This window comes from Sphingomonas sp. KR3-1 (genome assembly GCF_040049295.1).
Taxonomy (GTDB): Bacteria; Pseudomonadota; Alphaproteobacteria; order Sphingomonadales; family Sphingomonadaceae; genus Sphingomonas.
Genome location: NZ_JBDZDQ010000003.1, coordinates 421,787 through 437,847 on the forward strand (window position 1 = coordinate 421,787; position 16,061 = coordinate 437,847).

Annotated in this window: 14 protein-coding genes; 1 reads left to right on the plus strand and 13 read right to left on the minus strand. The window is 66.9% G+C overall.

Annotation, left to right across the window (positions count from 1 at the left end; translation table 11 throughout):
• The first annotated feature begins 36 nt into the window (after positions 1-36).
• On the plus strand, positions 37-2,346 hold the full coding sequence (locus ABLE38_RS17940; protein WP_348975614.1) for a hypothetical protein: 2,310 nt from the start codon (positions 37-39) through the stop codon (positions 2,344-2,346).
• 92 nt (positions 2,347-2,438) lie between these two features.
• On the opposite strand, the gene ABLE38_RS17945 is transcribed toward ABLE38_RS17940, so the two are convergent.
• From ABLE38_RS17945 to nuoG, 13 genes are all read right to left on the minus strand, one after another.
• Positions 2,439-2,870 carry a hypothetical protein gene (locus ABLE38_RS17945; protein ID WP_348975615.1) on the minus strand — a complete coding sequence of 144 codons (432 nt, stop codon included), beginning with the start codon at positions 2,868-2,870 and terminating at the stop codon, positions 2,439-2,441.
• Positions 2,867-3,148 carry a DUF1467 family protein gene (locus ABLE38_RS17950; RefSeq protein ID WP_348975846.1) on the minus strand — a complete coding sequence of 94 codons (282 nt, stop codon included), beginning with the start codon at positions 3,146-3,148 and terminating at the stop codon, positions 2,867-2,869. Before ABLE38_RS17950 ends, ABLE38_RS17945 begins: the two co-directional genes overlap by 4 nt.
• A gap of 103 nt (positions 3,149-3,251) precedes the next feature.
• The gene (locus ABLE38_RS17955; RefSeq protein WP_348975616.1) at positions 3,252-4,889 is read right to left on the minus strand and encodes a ribonuclease J; all 1,638 of its coding nucleotides are present in this window, start codon (positions 4,887-4,889) and stop codon (positions 3,252-3,254) included.
• A 13-nt stretch (positions 4,890-4,902) separates the two neighbouring features.
• A complete protein-coding gene (locus ABLE38_RS17960) occupies positions 4,903-5,676 on the minus strand; it encodes a type III pantothenate kinase (RefSeq protein WP_348975617.1) in 774 nt (257 codons plus the stop codon).
• 11 nt (positions 5,677-5,687) lie between these two features.
• Positions 5,688-6,407, minus strand: coding sequence for a biotin--[acetyl-CoA-carboxylase] ligase (locus ABLE38_RS17965; RefSeq protein ID WP_348975618.1), 720 nt, complete (start codon positions 6,405-6,407; stop codon positions 5,688-5,690).
• Positions 6,408-6,454: 47 nt separating this feature from the next.
• Positions 6,455-7,903 (minus strand): NADH-quinone oxidoreductase subunit NuoN, encoded by a 1,449-nt coding sequence (gene nuoN / locus ABLE38_RS17970; RefSeq protein ID WP_348975619.1) that lies wholly within the window; start codon positions 7,901-7,903, stop codon positions 6,455-6,457.
• Positions 7,903-9,471, minus strand: a complete 1,569-nt coding sequence (locus ABLE38_RS17975; RefSeq protein ID WP_348975620.1) for an NADH-quinone oxidoreductase subunit M — start codon at positions 9,469-9,471, stop codon at positions 7,903-7,905. The genes nuoN and ABLE38_RS17975 overlap by 1 nt, the downstream gene beginning before the upstream one ends.
• Positions 9,468-11,564 (minus strand): NADH-quinone oxidoreductase subunit L, encoded by a 2,097-nt coding sequence (gene nuoL, locus ABLE38_RS17980; RefSeq protein WP_348975621.1) that lies wholly within the window; start codon positions 11,562-11,564, stop codon positions 9,468-9,470. The genes ABLE38_RS17975 and nuoL overlap by 4 nt, the downstream gene beginning before the upstream one ends.
• Positions 11,564-11,869 carry an NADH-quinone oxidoreductase subunit NuoK gene (gene nuoK, locus ABLE38_RS17985; RefSeq protein WP_307119274.1) on the minus strand — a complete coding sequence of 102 codons (306 nt, stop codon included), beginning with the start codon at positions 11,867-11,869 and terminating at the stop codon, positions 11,564-11,566. The genes nuoL and nuoK overlap by 1 nt, the downstream gene beginning before the upstream one ends.
• Entirely contained in the window at positions 11,866-12,477 is a 612-nt protein-coding gene (locus ABLE38_RS17990; RefSeq protein WP_348975622.1) for an NADH-quinone oxidoreductase subunit J, read from the minus strand. Before ABLE38_RS17990 ends, nuoK begins: the two co-directional genes overlap by 4 nt.
• 33 nt (positions 12,478-12,510) lie before the next feature.
• Positions 12,511-12,996 carry an NADH-quinone oxidoreductase subunit NuoI gene (nuoI, locus tag ABLE38_RS17995; protein WP_180140834.1) on the minus strand — a complete coding sequence of 162 codons (486 nt, stop codon included), beginning with the start codon at positions 12,994-12,996 and terminating at the stop codon, positions 12,511-12,513.
• Positions 12,993-14,045 (minus strand): NADH-quinone oxidoreductase subunit NuoH, encoded by a 1,053-nt coding sequence (nuoH, locus tag ABLE38_RS18000; RefSeq protein WP_348975623.1) that lies wholly within the window; start codon positions 14,043-14,045, stop codon positions 12,993-12,995. Before nuoH ends, nuoI begins: the two co-directional genes overlap by 4 nt.
• Positions 14,042-16,060, minus strand: coding sequence for an NADH-quinone oxidoreductase subunit NuoG (gene nuoG / locus ABLE38_RS18005; protein WP_348975624.1), 2,019 nt, complete (start codon positions 16,058-16,060; stop codon positions 14,042-14,044). The genes nuoH and nuoG overlap by 4 nt, the downstream gene beginning before the upstream one ends.
• Position 16,061: the final 1 nt, after the last annotated feature.

Here is a 16,061-nt window from a genome sequence, read left to right on the forward strand (position 1 = left end):
CGGGTCGAGTGTTGGTGCGGCGGCGAAATGTGGTAAATGCAGGTCATGATTGGGGGAAAACACGCCGAGCCGCTGCCCGCGAACGAAGACGCGGAAGAGCTGGTCCTGTCCGAAACCGTGCCGGCGCAAGCCGTGGCCGCGGCGCCGATCGTCTATGACGAGGCCGACGAGGACGAGGCACCGCGCCGCGGCGCGGGCTGGATCGCGCCTGCGCTCGCCATCGTCGCGGTGTTGGGCTGGTTCGGCGGGATGGGCTGGCTGCTGCGCACCTCCCTCGCCACGCCGATGGCGCCGGTGCAGCTGGTCGAGCTGATCGCCGCTTTGTGCGTGCCCCCTGCCCTGATCGGCATCCTCTATCTGCTGGCGCTGCGGACGAGCCGGGCCGAGGCGCAGCGCTTCGGCGCCAGCGCCCGGGCGATGCGGGCCGAGGCCGCCAGCCTCGAGCGCGTCGTCGCCACCTTGTCGCGCAAGATCGACGAGAACCGCGCCGCGCTTGCCGAGCAGACCAACATCCTGATCGCGATGGGCGAGCGCGCCTCCGAGAAGCTCGAAAGCGCCGCCGGCAATGCCGCGAACCAGGCGCGCTCGATCGACGCGAGCACGCGCCACCTGGGCGAAGCCGCGGCCGATGCCGAGCGCCGGGTCGAGATCATCCTGTCCTCGCTGCCCAAGGCACATGAGGAGATGCGCGGGCTTTCCGACCGCGTCGACGCCGCGGGCCTGCTCGCCGGCGAGCGCGCCGCCGCGCTCGATACCCAACTCTCCGCCCTGTCGGAGCGTGGCCGCGAGGCCGACCAGATCGCCGGCGGCGCCGCCGACCGGCTCGCCGCGCATATCGCCCGGATGGAAGCGACCAGCGAGACCGCCAGCGCGCGGCTCGAAGCGGTCACCGGCGAGATGTCGACCCAGGTCGATGCCGTGCTCGACCGCGCTGCCAATGCGGTGGACGAGGCACGCAAGGGCATCGCCACCCAGGGCGAGGCGATCCTGGCGATGCTCTCCGCCAACCAGGCCGCGCTCGACCGCGCAGGCCGCGACAGCGCCGAGGCGCTGGGCGAACGGATGGCGACGATCGAGGACTCGATCGGCCGCATCGGCAACCGCCTGGCCGAGGAACAGGGCCGCGGCGACGCGCTGTTCGAGAAGCTGGCCGTCGGCATCGACCGGCTCGATCGCACGATGGACGACCTCCATGTCGCCGGCACCGAGCGCACCGAGCGCCTCGCCGCCTCGCTGAGTGCGCTGCACGGCTCGACCGAGGCGATGACGGTGGCGCTCAACACCGGCGACGAGACCGCGCGCCGGGTGATCGCCACGTCGGAGGAGTTGCTCACCGCGCTCGACGCCTCCGCCCGCGAAATCGACGAGACGCTGCCCGAGGCGCTGGCCCGGCTCGACGACCGGATCAATGCGAGCCGCCAGGTGGTGGCCGCCTCCAAGCCCGAGCTGCTCGCGCTCGTCACAGCCGCCGAGAGCACGCACGACGCGATCGAAGCGATTGCAGACGTGGTCAGCCAGCAGCGCGACACGCTCGCCAAGACCCAGGCCTCGCTGCTCGAGACGCTGCAGACCGGCGGCGACCAGGCCGAGCAGCTGGGCGCGATCGTCGACGAGACCATCGCCACCACCCGCCGCTTCGCCGAGAGCGCCGCGCCGCAGCTGCTCGAGGCGCTGGTCAGCGTGCGCGAGACCTCGAACGCTGCCGCCAACCATGCGCGCGAGACGCTCGCCGCGATCGTCCCGCATGCCGAGCGGGCGCTGGAGGAAGCCAGCAATGACGCGCTGCGCCGCGCTGTCGACAATTCGATCCGCCGACAGCTCACCGAGCTCGCCCAGACCACCGAGGCCGCGGTCAGCGCCGCGACGCGCGCCTCCGAGCGGCTGACCCAGCAGATGGTGTCGCTCGCCGACACCACCGCGCAGGTCGAGGCGCGGATCGACGAGGGCCGCAAGCAGCGCGAGGATTCGGACAGCGACAATTTCGCCCGCAGGGTCTCGTTGCTTATCGAAGCGCTCAATTCGGCCTCGATCGACATCACCAAGGCCTTCTCGGCCGAAGTGACCGACAGCGCCTGGGCCGCCTATCTGAAGGGCGACCGCGGCGTGTTCACGCGGCGCGCGGTGCGCCTGCTCGACCCGTCCGACACGCGCGAGATCCACCGGCTCTATGAGGGCGACGAGGGCTTCCGCGACAACGTCAATCGCTACATCCACGATTTCGAGGCGATGCTCCGCCAGATCCTGGCGCTGCGCGATGGATCGCCGATGGGCGTGACACTGCTCTCGTCGGACATGGGCAAGCTCTATGTCGCGCTGGCCCAGGCGATCGAGCGGCTGCGGACCTAAGGTCGTGGCGGCGAGCCTGCTGCCGCTCTCGACCGGCCACCTTTCGCTCGAGTTCGACGTGGTGGACCTGCCCGCGGTCTCGGCGGCGAGAGCTAGCTCCGCCACAGGCAGACGCGGACCGCCTTGCCGACGAAGCAGGCGCCGTCGCGGCGGAGCGTGCCCCACTCCCCCTCTCCGGCGTGGACGTCGCGGATACCGCTGTTGCCGTAACCGGTCCAATGCCCGTCTTCCGGGAAGACATCGGCCCAATAGTCGGTGGACATCCGGTCGGCCATGCCCCGCGCTTTAGGGTAATCGATCCCGTCGAAAACCTGGTGCGGGCCGTCGATGTGAAATGCGCCGCCCTTGTAGATGCGATAGCTGCATTTTCCGGAGATGCGGGTCTGGCCGTCCACCACCAGCAGGCATCGGCCCCACCGCGTGCCTGCCGGCAGGCGGTGCTGTGGTGTGCCGGCGGCGACAGGAGCGGCCAGCACGGCCAGCGTGGCGGCCAGGGCCAGCCCCAGCGCGCCCAGGCGCCTCACCGCGTTTCCGCGGGCAGATGGGCGTACCAGTCGAGCATGTCGGTGGTGACCCATCCAAAGATGTAGTTGAGGTAGAACAGCGCGAACAGGATCGTCGCCACCACCGTGGTGCGCCTGGCGACCCGTTTGATGTCGAACTCGTGCGGCGCGCTCGGCGCCTGGCCGGGGATCATCGCCACGCCCGCCTCCTCGCTCGTCTTCACGCCGAAGGGCAGGACGAGGAAGACCGAGAAGGCCCAGAACAGGAAATAGATGGCGAGCGCGGACTTCCAGGGCATGGCGCGGTGATAGGACGGGCGGGCGCGGAACGGAAGCCGCATCCTGAGCTTATCGCCTCGCTGATCCCCGGCGAAAGCCGGGGATCAGTTCGGGCCGGGACGGCTATTGCTCGATGATCAGCACATCGACCACCGGCTTCTTGCCGGTGTAGCGCACCGCGGCGCGGCGCACGCCGAGACGGAGCGTCTCGCGCAGCTTCTCGATATCGCCCTTGCCGTCCTTCTTCACCGCCTCGCGGGCCGCATCGACGGCCTCGGCGATGAAGTCGTCGCGGTCTTCCTCCACCGGGATGCCCTGGAGCCGGATCTGCGGCTCGCCTGCCAGCTTGCCGTTGCGGATCGCCACCGCGACGCTGATCTGGCCGTAGAGCGCCACCCGGCGCCGCTCGTTGATCGTGGTGCCGTCGGCGGGGAGGATGATGTCGCCGTCGAGGACGAGCCGGCCGACCGGCGCTTCGCCGATCTTGTGCGGCTTGCCCGGCGCGAGGCGGATGATGTCGCCATTCACCTGGCGGATCGACTGGGGCACGCCCTGCTCGAGCGCGAAACGCGCCTGCTCGTACATGTGGCGCACCTCGCCGTGCACCGGCACGACGATCTCGGGGCGGATCCACTTGTACATCTCGGCCAGCTCGGGGCGGCCGGGGTGCCCGGACACGTGGATGAAGGCCTGGCGATCGGTGATCAGCTCGACGCCTTTCGACGCCAGCGTGTTCATGATCCGCCCGATCGCGATCTCGTTGCCCGGAATCTGGCGCGACGAGAACACTACCGTGTCGCCCTCATGCACCTTGAGGACGTGGCTGCCCTCGGCGATGCGGTTGAGCGCGGCGCGCGGCTCGCCCTGGCCTCCGGTAGCGACGATCAGCACCTTGTGCGGCGGCATCGACATGGCGAGATCGAAGTCGATCGTCTCGGGGAAATCGCGCAGATAGCCGGTCTGCTTGGCGACGCGGATGATCCGGTCGAGCGAGCGCCCGGCGACGCAGAGCTCGCGCCCCGTGTCGCGCGCGACTTCGCCCAGCGTCTGCAGGCGCGCGGCGTTGGAGGCGAAGGTGGTGACGAGGACGCGGCCCTTGGCGGCGCCGATGACCTGGTCGAGACCCTCACGCACCGCACCTTCGGAGCCCGAGGCCTCGGGGTTGAACACGTTGGTGCTGTCGCAGACCAGCGCGAGCACGCCCTTGTCACCGATCGCGGTCAGCTCGGCCGCGGTCGACGCGCCGCCCAGCGCGGGGCTGTCGTCGAGCTTCCAGTCGCCGGTGTGGAAGATGTTGCCATAGGGCGTCTCGATCAGGACGGCGTTGCCCTCCGGGATCGAATGGGCGAGCGGCGTGTAGGTGATGCGGAACGGGCCGAGGTTGAACGGCCCCTCCTCGTCGACGACGTTGAGCTCGACCTTCTCCTCGATGCCTTCCTCTTCCAGCTTGCCGCGGATCAGCCCCGCGGTGAACGGCGTGGCATAGAGCGGCACGTCCAGCTCGCCGGCGAGATAGGGCAGCGCGCCGATATGGTCTTCATGACCATGGGTGAGGACGATGCCGATCAGGTCGTCGAGCCGCTCCTCGATGAACTGGAGGTCGGGCAGGATCACGTCGATGCCGGGATAGTTCGCATCGCCGAAGGTGATGCCGCAATCGACCATCAGCCACTTGCCCTGGCAGCCATAGAGATTGACGTTCATGCCGATCTCGCCCGAGCCGCCGAGCGCGAGGAAGAGGAGTTCTTTTTCGGGTTTCACTTGGTTTCCTCGGTCAACGGCTGCGTTCCCACAGCATCGCCAACCCTTGAATGGTCAGATCGGGTTCAATGACGTCGAATACGTCGGTTTGCTTTTCGAACAGCACGGCGAGGCCGCCGGTGGCGATCACTTTGACGGGGCGGCCGATCTCGGCCTTCATCCGCGCGACCAGCCCCTCGATCATGGCGATATAGCCCCAATAGATGCCGATGTGCATCTGGTCGACCGTGTTGCGGCCGATCACGCTGGTGGTGGCGGGCGCGGTGATCGCGATGCGCGGCAGCTTGGCGGCGGCGGTGACCAGCGCATCCAGGGACAGGTTGATGCCGGGGGCGATGATCCCGCCCTTGTAGGCGCCGCGATAGTCGACCAGCTCGAAGGTGGTGGCGGTACCGAAATCGATGATGATCAGATCGCCCGAATGGCGGGCATGGCCGGCGATCATGTTGAGCGCGCGGTCGGCGCCCAGCCCCTGCGGCTCCTCGACATCGAGCGGGAAGCCCCATTCGGCCCTGCCTTGGCCGGCGATCACTGCATCGGTCTTGAAATATTTGCTGCTCAGCACCTGGAGATTGTGGAGCGCACGCGGCACCACCGTGCCGATGATCACGCCGGTCACGTCGGCGCGGTCATAGCCCTCGAGGCTGAGCAGCTGGCTGAGCCACACGGCATATTCGTCTGCCGTGCGCCGCGGATCGGTGGCGATGCGCCAGCGCGCGCGGATCTCGCCGCTGTCGAGCAGGGCGAAGACGACATTGGTGTTGCCGGCATCGATCGCGAGCAGCATTTCCGGGCCTCTCAGAGCAGGAACACGTCGGCGGCGTGAATGACATGGCTGGTGCCATCGGCCAAGCGAAGGATGAGCGCGCCCTCGCTGTCGAGCCCGCCGAACAGCCCGTCGAGGCTGGTGCCGTCCGCCAGGCGGGCGGTGAGCGCGGTGTCTACGGGGTGCGCCCGGGCGAGCCAGCGCTCGCGGACCGGGGCGATGCCGTCGCGCCAGCGCGAGACCCAGCGGGCGAAGCTCTCGGCCAGGGTCTCGGCGAAGAGCTGGGGATCGGGGGTTACACCGTAAGCGGCCAAGCTGGTCGCCAGGCGATCCAGATCTTCGGGATGATGGGCCAGATTGACGCCGAAACCGAGGATGACGGCGCCCTCTACCCGCTCGAGCAGGATTCCAGACAGTTTCGCGCCGTCGATCAAAACATCGTTGGGCCATTTCAGCATGGGTTCTCCCCGGCGAAGGCCGGGGCCCAGACTTGCAGTCTGGGAAGCTGAGGCTGGGCCCCGGCCTTGGCCGGGGAAAAGGAAGGTCGAGACCGTCTCTTCCAGCGCCACCGCGGCGACCAGCGCCAGCGTAGCGGGAGAAGGCTCCCCTGCCCGCGTCCGCACCAGCGTCGAGACGTAGAGATTGCCGGGTGGCGACTGCCAGGCGCGGCCCTGGCGGCCCTTGCCCGCGGTCTGGCGCTCGGCTCTCAGCCAGATGCCCTCGCCCGCCCCGTTACGGGCGAGCTCGGCCATGTCCGCATTGGTGGATCCCGTCTCGGCGACGGTCCGGACCGTGGCGGTCAGAACAGCGCCTTCGCGGCGGCTGCGGTCCAGACTTCGAGATAGCCCAGCAGCGGCCAGCCCAGCGGTGAGATCGCCACCGCGGCCACCGTCAGCAGCACGCCTTCGACCGGATCGATCCGGCCCGGGAACGCCGGCGCAGGCTCGTCGAAATACATCACCTTGATGATGCGCAGATAATAGAAGGCGCCGATCGTCGAGGCAGCGGCGGCAACCGCGGCGAAGATGTACAGGCCGGCATGCACTGCCGCCAGGAACACCTGCAGCTTGGCGAAGAAGCCGAGCAGCGGCGGGATGCCGGCGAGGCTGAACATGAAGATCGCCAGCGCCACCGCCAGGCCCGGCCGCGTGCGCGACATGCCGGCCAGGCTGTCGATCGTCTCGACCGGGCGGCCCTCGTCGTCGCGCATCTGGAGCACGACCAGGAAGCTGCCCAACGTCATCACCACATAGATCGCGATGTAGTACATCACGCTCGACACGCCCGCCTCGCCTCCGGCGGCGAGGCCGACCAGCGCGAAGCCGACATTGGCGATCGACGAGTAAGCGAGCAGCCGCTTGATGTTGCTCTGGCGGACCGCTGCGACCGAGCCGAAGACGATCGAGGCGAGCGAGGCGAAGATCACGATCTGGCGCCAGTCGGCGATCGCCGGACCCATCGCGTCGATCGCGACGCGGGTGGCGAGCGCGACCGCGGCGACCTTGGGCGCCGAGGCGAAGAAGGCGGTGACCGGAGTCGGCGCGCCCTCGTAGACGTCCGGCGTCCACATGTGGAACGGCACGGCCGACATCTTGAAGGCGAGGCCGGCGAAGACGAACACCAGGCCGAACAGCAGCCCGGTCTTCTGGTCGCCCGACGCATAGGCGTCGGCAATGCCCGAGAACAGCGTGGTGCCCGAGAAGCCGTACACCAGGCTGATGCCGTAGAGCAGGATGCCCGAGGCGAGCGCGCCGAGGACGAAGTATTTCAGGCCTGCCTCCGCCGAGCGCGCGTCACGCCGCATGAAGCTGGCGAGGATGTACGCCGAGAGGCTCTGCAGCTCGAGGCCGACATAGAGGCTCATCATGTCGCCCGCCGAGACCATCATGCCCATGCCGGCTGCCGAGAGCAGGATCAGCACCGGGTATTCCGGGCGCAGGTCGTCGCCGGAGGTCTGCTGGAAGAAGCGCGGCGCGATCAGGATCGAGACGCCGGCGGCGAGGAAGATCAGCGCCTTGGCGAAGGCGGCGAACATGTCGGGCTTGTAGAGCCCGCCGAACGCCTCGCCACCCGCCGATGCCGGGCCGGCCAGCGCGATGCCCGCGCCGATCAGCACCGCCACCGCGGTCCAGCTCACCAGCCGGGTCGACTGGGCACCGCCCCAGGCGGCGACGAGCATGAGGAGGATGGCACCGACCGCGAGGATCACCTCGGGAAGCGACATCATCAATTGGAGCGAATAGTTCATCAGTGCGCCTCCCCGTGCGCAACAGGGGCAGCGGCGTGTTCGCCATTAGCAACAGGCGCGGGCTTGCCGAGGGTCGGCAGCGAGTCACCGGCAGGGGCGGCACGCTCGAGGCGCGCGACCAGCCGCTCCACGTCGCCGCGCATCGGCTTCATGAAGCTCTCCGGATAGACGCCCATCCACAAAGTGACCGCGGCAAGAGCGCCCAGCATCGCGAACTCGCGCAGGTCGAGATCGGGCATCGCCTTCACATCGTCCTTGGTGAGATCGCCGAAGGCGACGCGGCGATAGAGGTACAGCATGTACGCGGCGCCCAGAATGATGCCGGTGGTGCCGAGCAGCGCGTAGAGCGTCGAGACCTGGTACAGGCCAGCAAGGCTCAGAAACTCGCCGATGAAGTTGCTGGTGCCCGGCAGGCCGACCGAGGCCATGGTGAACAGCAGGAACAGCACGGCGTAGCGCGGCATGTTGATCGCGAGGCCGCCATAACGGTCGATCTCGCGGGTGTGCAGGCGGTCATAGATCACGCCGACGCACAAGAAGAGCGCGCCCGAGACCAGGCCGTGGCCCAGCATCACCATCATCGAGCCCTCGATGCCCTGCGCGTTGAACGCGAACAGGCCGAAGGTGACGATCGCCATGTGCGCGACCGACGAATAGGCGATGAGCTTCTTCATGTCGCTCTGCACGAGCGCGACCAGCGAAGTGTAGACCACCGCGACCGCCGACAGGCCGAACACCAGCCAGATGAACTGGGCCGAGGCTTCGGGGAACATCGGCAGCGAGAAGCGCAGGAAGCCATAGCCGCCGAGCTTCAGCAGCACGCCCGCCAGGATCACCGAACCTGCGGTGGGCGCCTGCACGTGCGCATCGGGAAGCCAGGTGTGGACCGGCCACATCGGCATCTTCACCGCGAACGAGGCGAAGAAGGCCAGCCATAGCCATGTCTGGACATGCGCCGGGAAGTCGTGCGCCATCAGCGCCGGGATCGACGTCGTGCCGGTGGTCAGGATCATGTAGATGATCGCGATCAGCATCAGCAGCGAGCCGAGCAGCGTGTACAGGAAGAACTTGTACGACGCGTAGATGCGGTTGGCGCCGCCCCAGATGCCGATGATCAGGAACATCGGGATCAGGCCGCCTTCGAAGAAGACGTAGAACAGCATCAGGTCCTGCGCCGCGAAGGTGCCGATCATCAGCACTTCGGTGGCGAGGAACGCGGCCATGTACTCGGGCACGCGCTTGGTGATCGAGAGCCAGCTCGCCCCGATGCAGATCGGCATCAGGAAGACCGAGAGCAGGATCAGCAGCAGCGCGAAGCCGTCGATGCCCAGCGCCCAGGCGAACTCGGCGCTGCCGATGCCGAACAGGCGGACATGCTCGACGAACTGCCATTGCTGGGCAGCGTCGCCGGTCTGGAAGTTCGCCCAGAGCAGCATGCCCAGCGCGAAATCGACCAGGGTGGCGAGCAGCGCGACCCAGCGGGCCGCCTGCGCGTTCAGGAACAGGCAGGCGACCGCGGCAATCGCGGGCACCGCCAGCATGACGGTGAGGATCGGGAAGCCGCTCATCGCGCGATCACCCAGGTCAGTGCGGCAGTGAGGCCGATCAGCATGATGAAGGCATAGGCGTAGACATATCCGGATTGCAGCCTGGCGGCGCCGACGCTGCCGAGCTGGACGACCTTGGCGACACCATTGGGGCCGAACCGGTCGATCGTGGCTTCGTCACCCTTCTTCCAGAACAGGCGGCCGATCGCGAAGGCGGGGCGCACGAACAGGAAGTTGTAGAGCTCGTCGAAATACCACTTGTTGAGCGAGAAGAGGTAGAGCGGGCGGAACGCCTCGGCGAACTTCGCGGGGAAGTCCGGCGACACGATGTACGCGCCGTATGCAATCGCCAGGCCGCTCAGCATCGCGATCGTCGCGCTGAGCTTCACCCACACCGGCACCAGGTGCATGTTGTGCATCAGGTGTTCGTTGAAGGCGACGGCGCCGTGCCAATAGCTCTCGCCTGCCGTCGGCTCGATAAAGAAGCCGTGGAAGACGAAGCCGGCGGCAACCGCGCCGACCGAGAGGATCAGCAGCGGGATCAGCATTACCCACGGGCTCTCGTGCGGATGATAGCCCGCAGTGCCCTCATGGCCATGATCGTGCAGGATCTCGTCGGCGGTCGGCGTGTGGCCGGCATCCTCTGCGGCGGGTGCATCGTCATGGGTATGACCGTGATCGTCATGGCCGTGGCCATGCGCATCGTGGACGGCATGCTGGATATGCTCCGAGCCTGCCCAGCGCGGCTTGCCGTGGAAGGTCAGGAACACCACGCGCCAGCTGTAGAAGCTGGTAAGCAGCGCGACGAACACGCCGACCCAGAAGGCGCTGGTCTGGCCAGCAGCCCAGCTCGCTTCGATGATCGCGTCCTTCGAGTGGAAGCCGGCGAAACCGAAAGCGGTGTTGCCGAAGATGCCGGGGATGCCGACGCCGGTGATCGCGAGCGTGCCCGCCATCATCGTCCAGTAGGTCACCGGGATCTTCTTCCACAGGCCGCCATAGTAGCGCATGTCCTGCTCGTGGTGCATCGCATGGATCACCGAGCCGGCACCGAGGAACAGCAGCGCCTTGAAGAAGGCGTGCGTGAACAGGTGGAACATCGCCGCGCCGTACGCGCCGACGCCGGCGGCGAAGAACATGTAGCCGAGCTGCGAGCAGGTCGAATAGGCGATGACGCGCTTGATGTCGGTCTGCGTCGTGCCGACCGTTGCGGCGAAGAAGCAGGTCGCGGCGCCGACGAAGGTCACCACGCCGAGCGCGACCTGGCTCTGCTCGAACATCGGCGACATGCGGCAGACCATGAACACGCCGGCGGTCACCATGGTCGCGGCGTGGATCAGCGCCGACACCGGGGTCGGGCCTTCCATCGCGTCCGGAAGCCAGGTGTGCAGACCGAGCTGCGCCGACTTGCCCATCGCACCGACGAACAGCAGCAGGCAGAGCACCGTCATCGTGTCGAAGCGGTGGCCGAGGAAGCCGATGGTCGAGCCGTGCATGCCGGGCGCGGCGGAGAGGATCGTCGGGATGTCGATCGTGCCGAACACCAGATAGGTGCCGAAGATGCCGAGCATGAAGCCGAGGTCACCGACGCGGTTGACCACGAAGGCCTTGATCGCGGCGGCATTGGCACTCGGCTTGCGGAACCAGAAGCCGATCAGGAGGTAGGACGCGAGGCCCACGCCCTCCCAGCCGAAGAACATCTGGACCAGGTTGTTCGCGGTCACGAGCATCAGCATCGCGAAGGTGAACAGCGAGAGATAGGCGAAGAAGCGCGGCTGATCCGGCTCCTCGCTCATATAGCCCCAGCTATAGAGGTGGACGAGCGCCGAGACGCTGGTCACCACCACGAGCATCACCGCGGTCAGGCTGTCGACGCGCAGAGCCCAGTCGACCTGCATCGAGCCGCTCAGCATCCAGGTGAACACCGGCGAGATCGTCGGCTCGGCATGGCCGCCGAGATAGCTCAGGAAGATCGGCCAGCTCAGCGCGCAGGCGAGGAACAGCGACCCCGTGGTGATCACCTTGGGGAAGGTCTTGCCGAACGCCTTGTTCGAAAGCCCGGCTACCGCCGCCGCGAGCAGCGGCAGGCCTACGATGAAATAGATCGCCGACATCAGCCCTTCATCCGATTGACGTCTTCGACCGAGATCGTGCCGCGGCCGCGGAAGTAGATAACGAGAATGGCGAGGCCGATCGCGGCCTCACCGGCAGCGACGGTGAGCACGAACATCGCGAAGACCTGGCCGACCAGGTCGTGCAGCGCGTTCGAGAACGCCACGAGGTTCAGGTTCACGCTCAGCAGGATCAGCTCGATCGCCATCAGGATGACAATGAGGTTCTTGCGGTTCATGAAGATGCCGAGCACGCCCAGCGTGAACAGGATCGCCGAGACGACGAGATAGTGCGTGAGGGTGATCACAGCTCGACCCCCTGCCCGACCGGATGGTTCACGTTGCGGGTAGCGTCCTTGGCGCGGCGTTGGACCTGGCGGCTGATGTTCTGCGGCTTGACATCGGTGCGCGGGCGCAGCGTCAGAACGATCGCGCCGATCATCGCGACGAGCAGCACCAGGCCGGCGCCCTCGAACACGAACAAATAGCGCGAATAGAGCAGATGGCCGATCGCTTCGATGTTGGGCACGGCGGCATCGACGGGGGCGATGCGCCGGCCGAGCTGCAGCGTGCCGGCGCTATAGGCGCCCGCCGCGACGATGATCTCGGCAGCCAGCGCGATCGCCAGCGCGAAGCCCACCGCGGCATAGCGCATCACGCCGGCACGCAGCTCCGCGAAGTCGATGTTGAGCATCATCACCACGAACAGGAACAGCACGGCGACCGCGCCGACATAGACGATGACGAGGAGCATCGCGATGAACTCGGCATTGGCGAGCACCATCAGCCCGGCGGCGTTGAAGAACGCCAGGATGAGCCACAGCACGCTGTGCACCGGGTTGCGCGACAGGATCGTCATGAGCCCGGAGGCACACACGACGATCGCGAACAGGAAAAAGGCGAGGATCTGGATCACGGAATCGGACAGCCCCTGTAAGTTGGCGTGCGCTTAACGGTACGGTGCATCGGCGGCAAGGTTCGCGGCGATGGCGCGCTCCCAGCGGTCACCGTTCTCGAGCAGCTTCTCCTTCTGGTAGATCAGCTCCTCGCGGGTCTCGGTGGCGAACTCGAAGTTCGGGCCCTCGACGATCGCATCGACCGGGCAGGCCTCCTGGCACAGGCCGCAATAGATGCACTTGGTCATGTCGATGTCGTAGCGCGTGGTGCGGCGGCTACCGTCCTCGCGCGGCTCGGCCTCGATCGTGATCGCCAGCGCCGGGCAGACCGCCTCGCACAGCTTGCACGCGATGCAGCGCTCTTCGCCGTTCGGATAGCGGCGCAACGCGTGCTCGCCGCGGAAACGGGGCGAGATCGGGTTCTTCTCGTAGGGATAGTTGATCGTCGCCTTGGGCTTGAAGAAATACTTCAAGGTCAGCGCGTGCGCCTTGATGAACTCCCAGAGGGTCCAGGTGCGGATGAAATGGGCGACGTTCACAGCGGTGCTCCGACCCGGGTCAGCATGAGATACCCGGACACGAGGAAAACGAAGAGAAGCGACAGCGGCAGGAAGATCTTCCAGCCCAGGCGCATCAGCTGGTCATAGCGGTACCTGGGCACCGTGGCCTTCACCCAGCTGAAGCAGAAGAAGAAGAAGCACATCTTGAGCAGCAGCCAGATGATGCCCGGGATGACGTAGAGCGGCGCCCAGTCGAGCGGCGGCAGGTATCCGCCCCAGAACAAAGTGGCGTTCAGCGCGCACATTAGGATGACGTTGGCATATTCGCCCAGCCAGTATAACGCGAAGGCCATCGACGAATATTCGGTCTGATAGCCCGCGACGAGCTCGCTCTCGGCCTCGGCCAGGTCGAACGGCGCGCGCTGCGTCTCGGCGAGCGACGAGATGAAGAACACGATCGCCATCGGGAAGAGCAGCGGGTTGGCGAAATAGCCGTTCACCCAGCCGAAGATCGCCCCGCCCTTCTGCTGCTCGACGATTGTGCCCAGGTTGAAGCTGCCGGCCCAGAGCACGACCGCGATCAGCACGAAGCCGATCGAGACTTCGTAGCTCACCATCTGCGCCGCGGCGCGGATCGCCGAGTAGAACGGGTATTTGGAGTTCGAAGCCCAGCCGGCCAGGATGACGCCATAGACGCCGAGCGACGAGGCAGCGAGCACGTAGAGCAGGCCGACATTGATGTTCGACAGCGCCACGCCCAGCTGGAACGGGATCACTGCCCATACGATCAGCGCCACCGTGAAGGTGATGATCGGCGCGAGCAGGAACAGCACCTTGTTGGCGCCCGACGGGATGATCGTTTCCTGCAGGAAGACCTTGAGGCCGTCCGCGAACGACTGGAGCAGGCCGAGCGGGCCGACCACGTTCGGGCCGCGGCGCAGCGCCATCGCCGCCCAGATCTTGCGGTCGACATAGATGATCATCGCCACGGCGAGCATCAGCGGCAGCGCGATGACCAGGATGTCGATCAGCGTGGCGATGAACCACGCCAGCTCGAACGGCATGAACCAAGAGAACCAGGTCGTCATTCTGCGGCCTCTGCGAAGTCTTCGCCGTGGATCAGTTCGGCCGAGCAGCGCTGCATGGTCGGCGACGCACGGCAGATGGCGTTGGTGAGATAGAAATCGGCGACGGCATAGCCGACCGGGCCCGAAGCCGAAGCCGGAAGGCTCGGCGGCGCCCAGTCATAACCGGCCAGGCCTTCGCGGCCCAGCGCCGGCACTTCGTTCGCCATCTCGGCGCGCAGCTGCTCGAAGCTGTCGAACGGCAGCGTGTGGCCGAGGCGATCGGAGAGCGCGCGCAGGATCGTCCAGTCCTCACGCGCGTCGCCGGGGGCGAACACCGCGCGGTCGGCGCGCTGCACGCGGCCTTCCAGGTTCACATAGGTGCCCGGCTTCTCGGCATAGGTCGCGCCCGGCAGGATCACGTCGGCATGGTGCGCGCCCATGTCGCCGTGATGGCCGACATAGACCTTGAAGCTGTCGGCGAAGTCCTCGAACGCGACTTCGTCGGCGCCGAGGAAGAAGGCGAGCTTGGGCTTGGCGGCGACGATATCGGCGATGCCGCCCTTCTGGGCATACCCGAGCATCAGTCCGCCCATGCGCGCCGCGGCGGTGTGGACGACGTTGAAGCCGTTCCACGCGCCTTCGGTCTCGGTGGCGGGGCGCTGGAAGGCCGAGGCCATCGCCAGCGTGGCGCCCTGCCCTGCCTTGAGCGCGCCCGGGCCGACGATCAGCACCGGCTTCTTCGCCGCGTCGATCGCCTCAGCCGCACGATCCGGCAGCTTGCCGAGGATCGACAGGTCGTTGCCGAGCCACTCGACCTTGTAGGTCAGGTCGGTCTCTTCGCCGATCGCGAAGACCTTGGCGCCCTTCTTGATCGCCTTGCGCACGCGCGTGTTGATCAACGGCGCCTCGAAGCGCAGGTTCGAGCCGACGAGCAGGATCGCGTCGGCATCCTCGATCCCGGCGATCGTGGTGTTGAACGCCACCGAGCCGAGGTTCGACACGTCATAGGCGAGGCCGGTCTGGCGCCCTTCGAGCAGATCCGACCCAAGCGCCTTCACCAGCACCTTGGCCGCGTACATCGTCTCGCAATCGAGCAGGTCGCCGGCGATCGCCGCGACGCTCGCGCCTGCGGTCTTCGCGGCGGCGGCGATCGCGTCGAACGCCTCGTCCCAGCTCGCTTCGACCAGCTTGCCGCCCTTGCGGACATAGGGCTTGTCGAGGCGGCGGCGGACCAGCGCGTCGACATGGTAGCGGGTCTTGTCGTGCGCCCACTCTTCGTTGACGTCTTCGTTGATCCGCGGGAGCACGCGCATCACCTGGCGGCCACGGCTGTCGAGGCGGATGTTGGTGCCGACGGCGTCCATCACGTCGATCGACAGGTTCTTCTTCAGCTCCCACGAGCGATACTCGAAGGCGACCGGCTTGTGGGTCAGCGCGCCCACCGGGCAAAGGTCGACGGCGTTGCCCGAAAGCTCGCTCTTGAACGCCTTTTCCAGATAGGTGGTGATCTGCATGTTCTCGCCGCGATAGATCGCGCCGATATCCTCCACGCCGGCCACTTCCTCGCCGAAGCGGACGCAGCGGGTGCACTGGATGCAGCGGGTCATGATCGTCTTGATGATCGGACCCATATACTTCTCGGTCACCGCGCGCTTGTTCTCGGTGTAGCGCGAGTGGCCGCGGCCATAGGCGACCGACTGGTCCTGCAGGTCGCACTCGCCGCCCTGATCGCAGATCGGGCAGTCGAGCGGATGGTTGATCAGCAGGAATTCCATCACGCCTTCGCGCGCGGCCTTCACCATCGGCGTATCGGTGCGGATTTCCTGGTTGTCGGCGGCGGGCAGCGCGCAGCTCGCCTGGGGCTTGGGCGGCCCCGGCTTCACTTCGACCAGGCACATCCGGCAATTGCCGGCGATCGACAGGCGCTCATGATAGCAGAAGCGCGGAATTTCCTTGCCCGCGGCCTCGCAGGCCTGGAGCACGGTGGCGCCCGCAGGCACCTCCACTTCAATTCCGTCTACGGTTAGCTTCGGCATG

Excerpts from the sequence above, each read along its gene's own strand:
- ABLE38_RS17940 (WP_348975614.1), top strand. The coding sequence starts at position 37 with ATGCAGGTCATGATTGGGGGAAAACACGCCGAGCCGCTGCCCGCGAAC.
- ABLE38_RS17950 (WP_348975846.1), bottom strand. The coding sequence starts at position 3,148 with ATGCCCTGGAAGTCCGCGCTCGCCATCTATTTCCTGTTCTGGGCCTTC.
- ABLE38_RS17960 (WP_348975617.1), bottom strand. The coding sequence starts at position 5,676 with ATGCTGCTCGCGATCGATGCCGGCAACACCAATGTCGTCTTCGCCCTG.
- ABLE38_RS17965 (WP_348975618.1), bottom strand. The coding sequence starts at position 6,407 with ATGGCCGAGCTCGCCCGTAACGGGGCGGGCGAGGGCATCTGGCTGAGA.
- nuoN (WP_348975619.1), bottom strand. The coding sequence starts at position 7,903 with ATGAACTATTCGCTCCAATTGATGATGTCGCTTCCCGAGGTGATCCTC.
- ABLE38_RS17975 (WP_348975620.1), bottom strand. The coding sequence starts at position 9,471 with ATGAGCGGCTTCCCGATCCTCACCGTCATGCTGGCGGTGCCCGCGATT.
- nuoL (WP_348975621.1), bottom strand. The coding sequence starts at position 11,564 with ATGTCGGCGATCTATTTCATCGTAGGCCTGCCGCTGCTCGCGGCGGCG.
- nuoH (WP_348975623.1), bottom strand. The coding sequence starts at position 14,045 with ATGACGACCTGGTTCTCTTGGTTCATGCCGTTCGAGCTGGCGTGGTTC.
- nuoG (WP_348975624.1), bottom strand. The coding sequence starts at position 16,060 with ATGCCGAAGCTAACCGTAGACGGAATTGAAGTGGAGGTGCCTGCGGGC.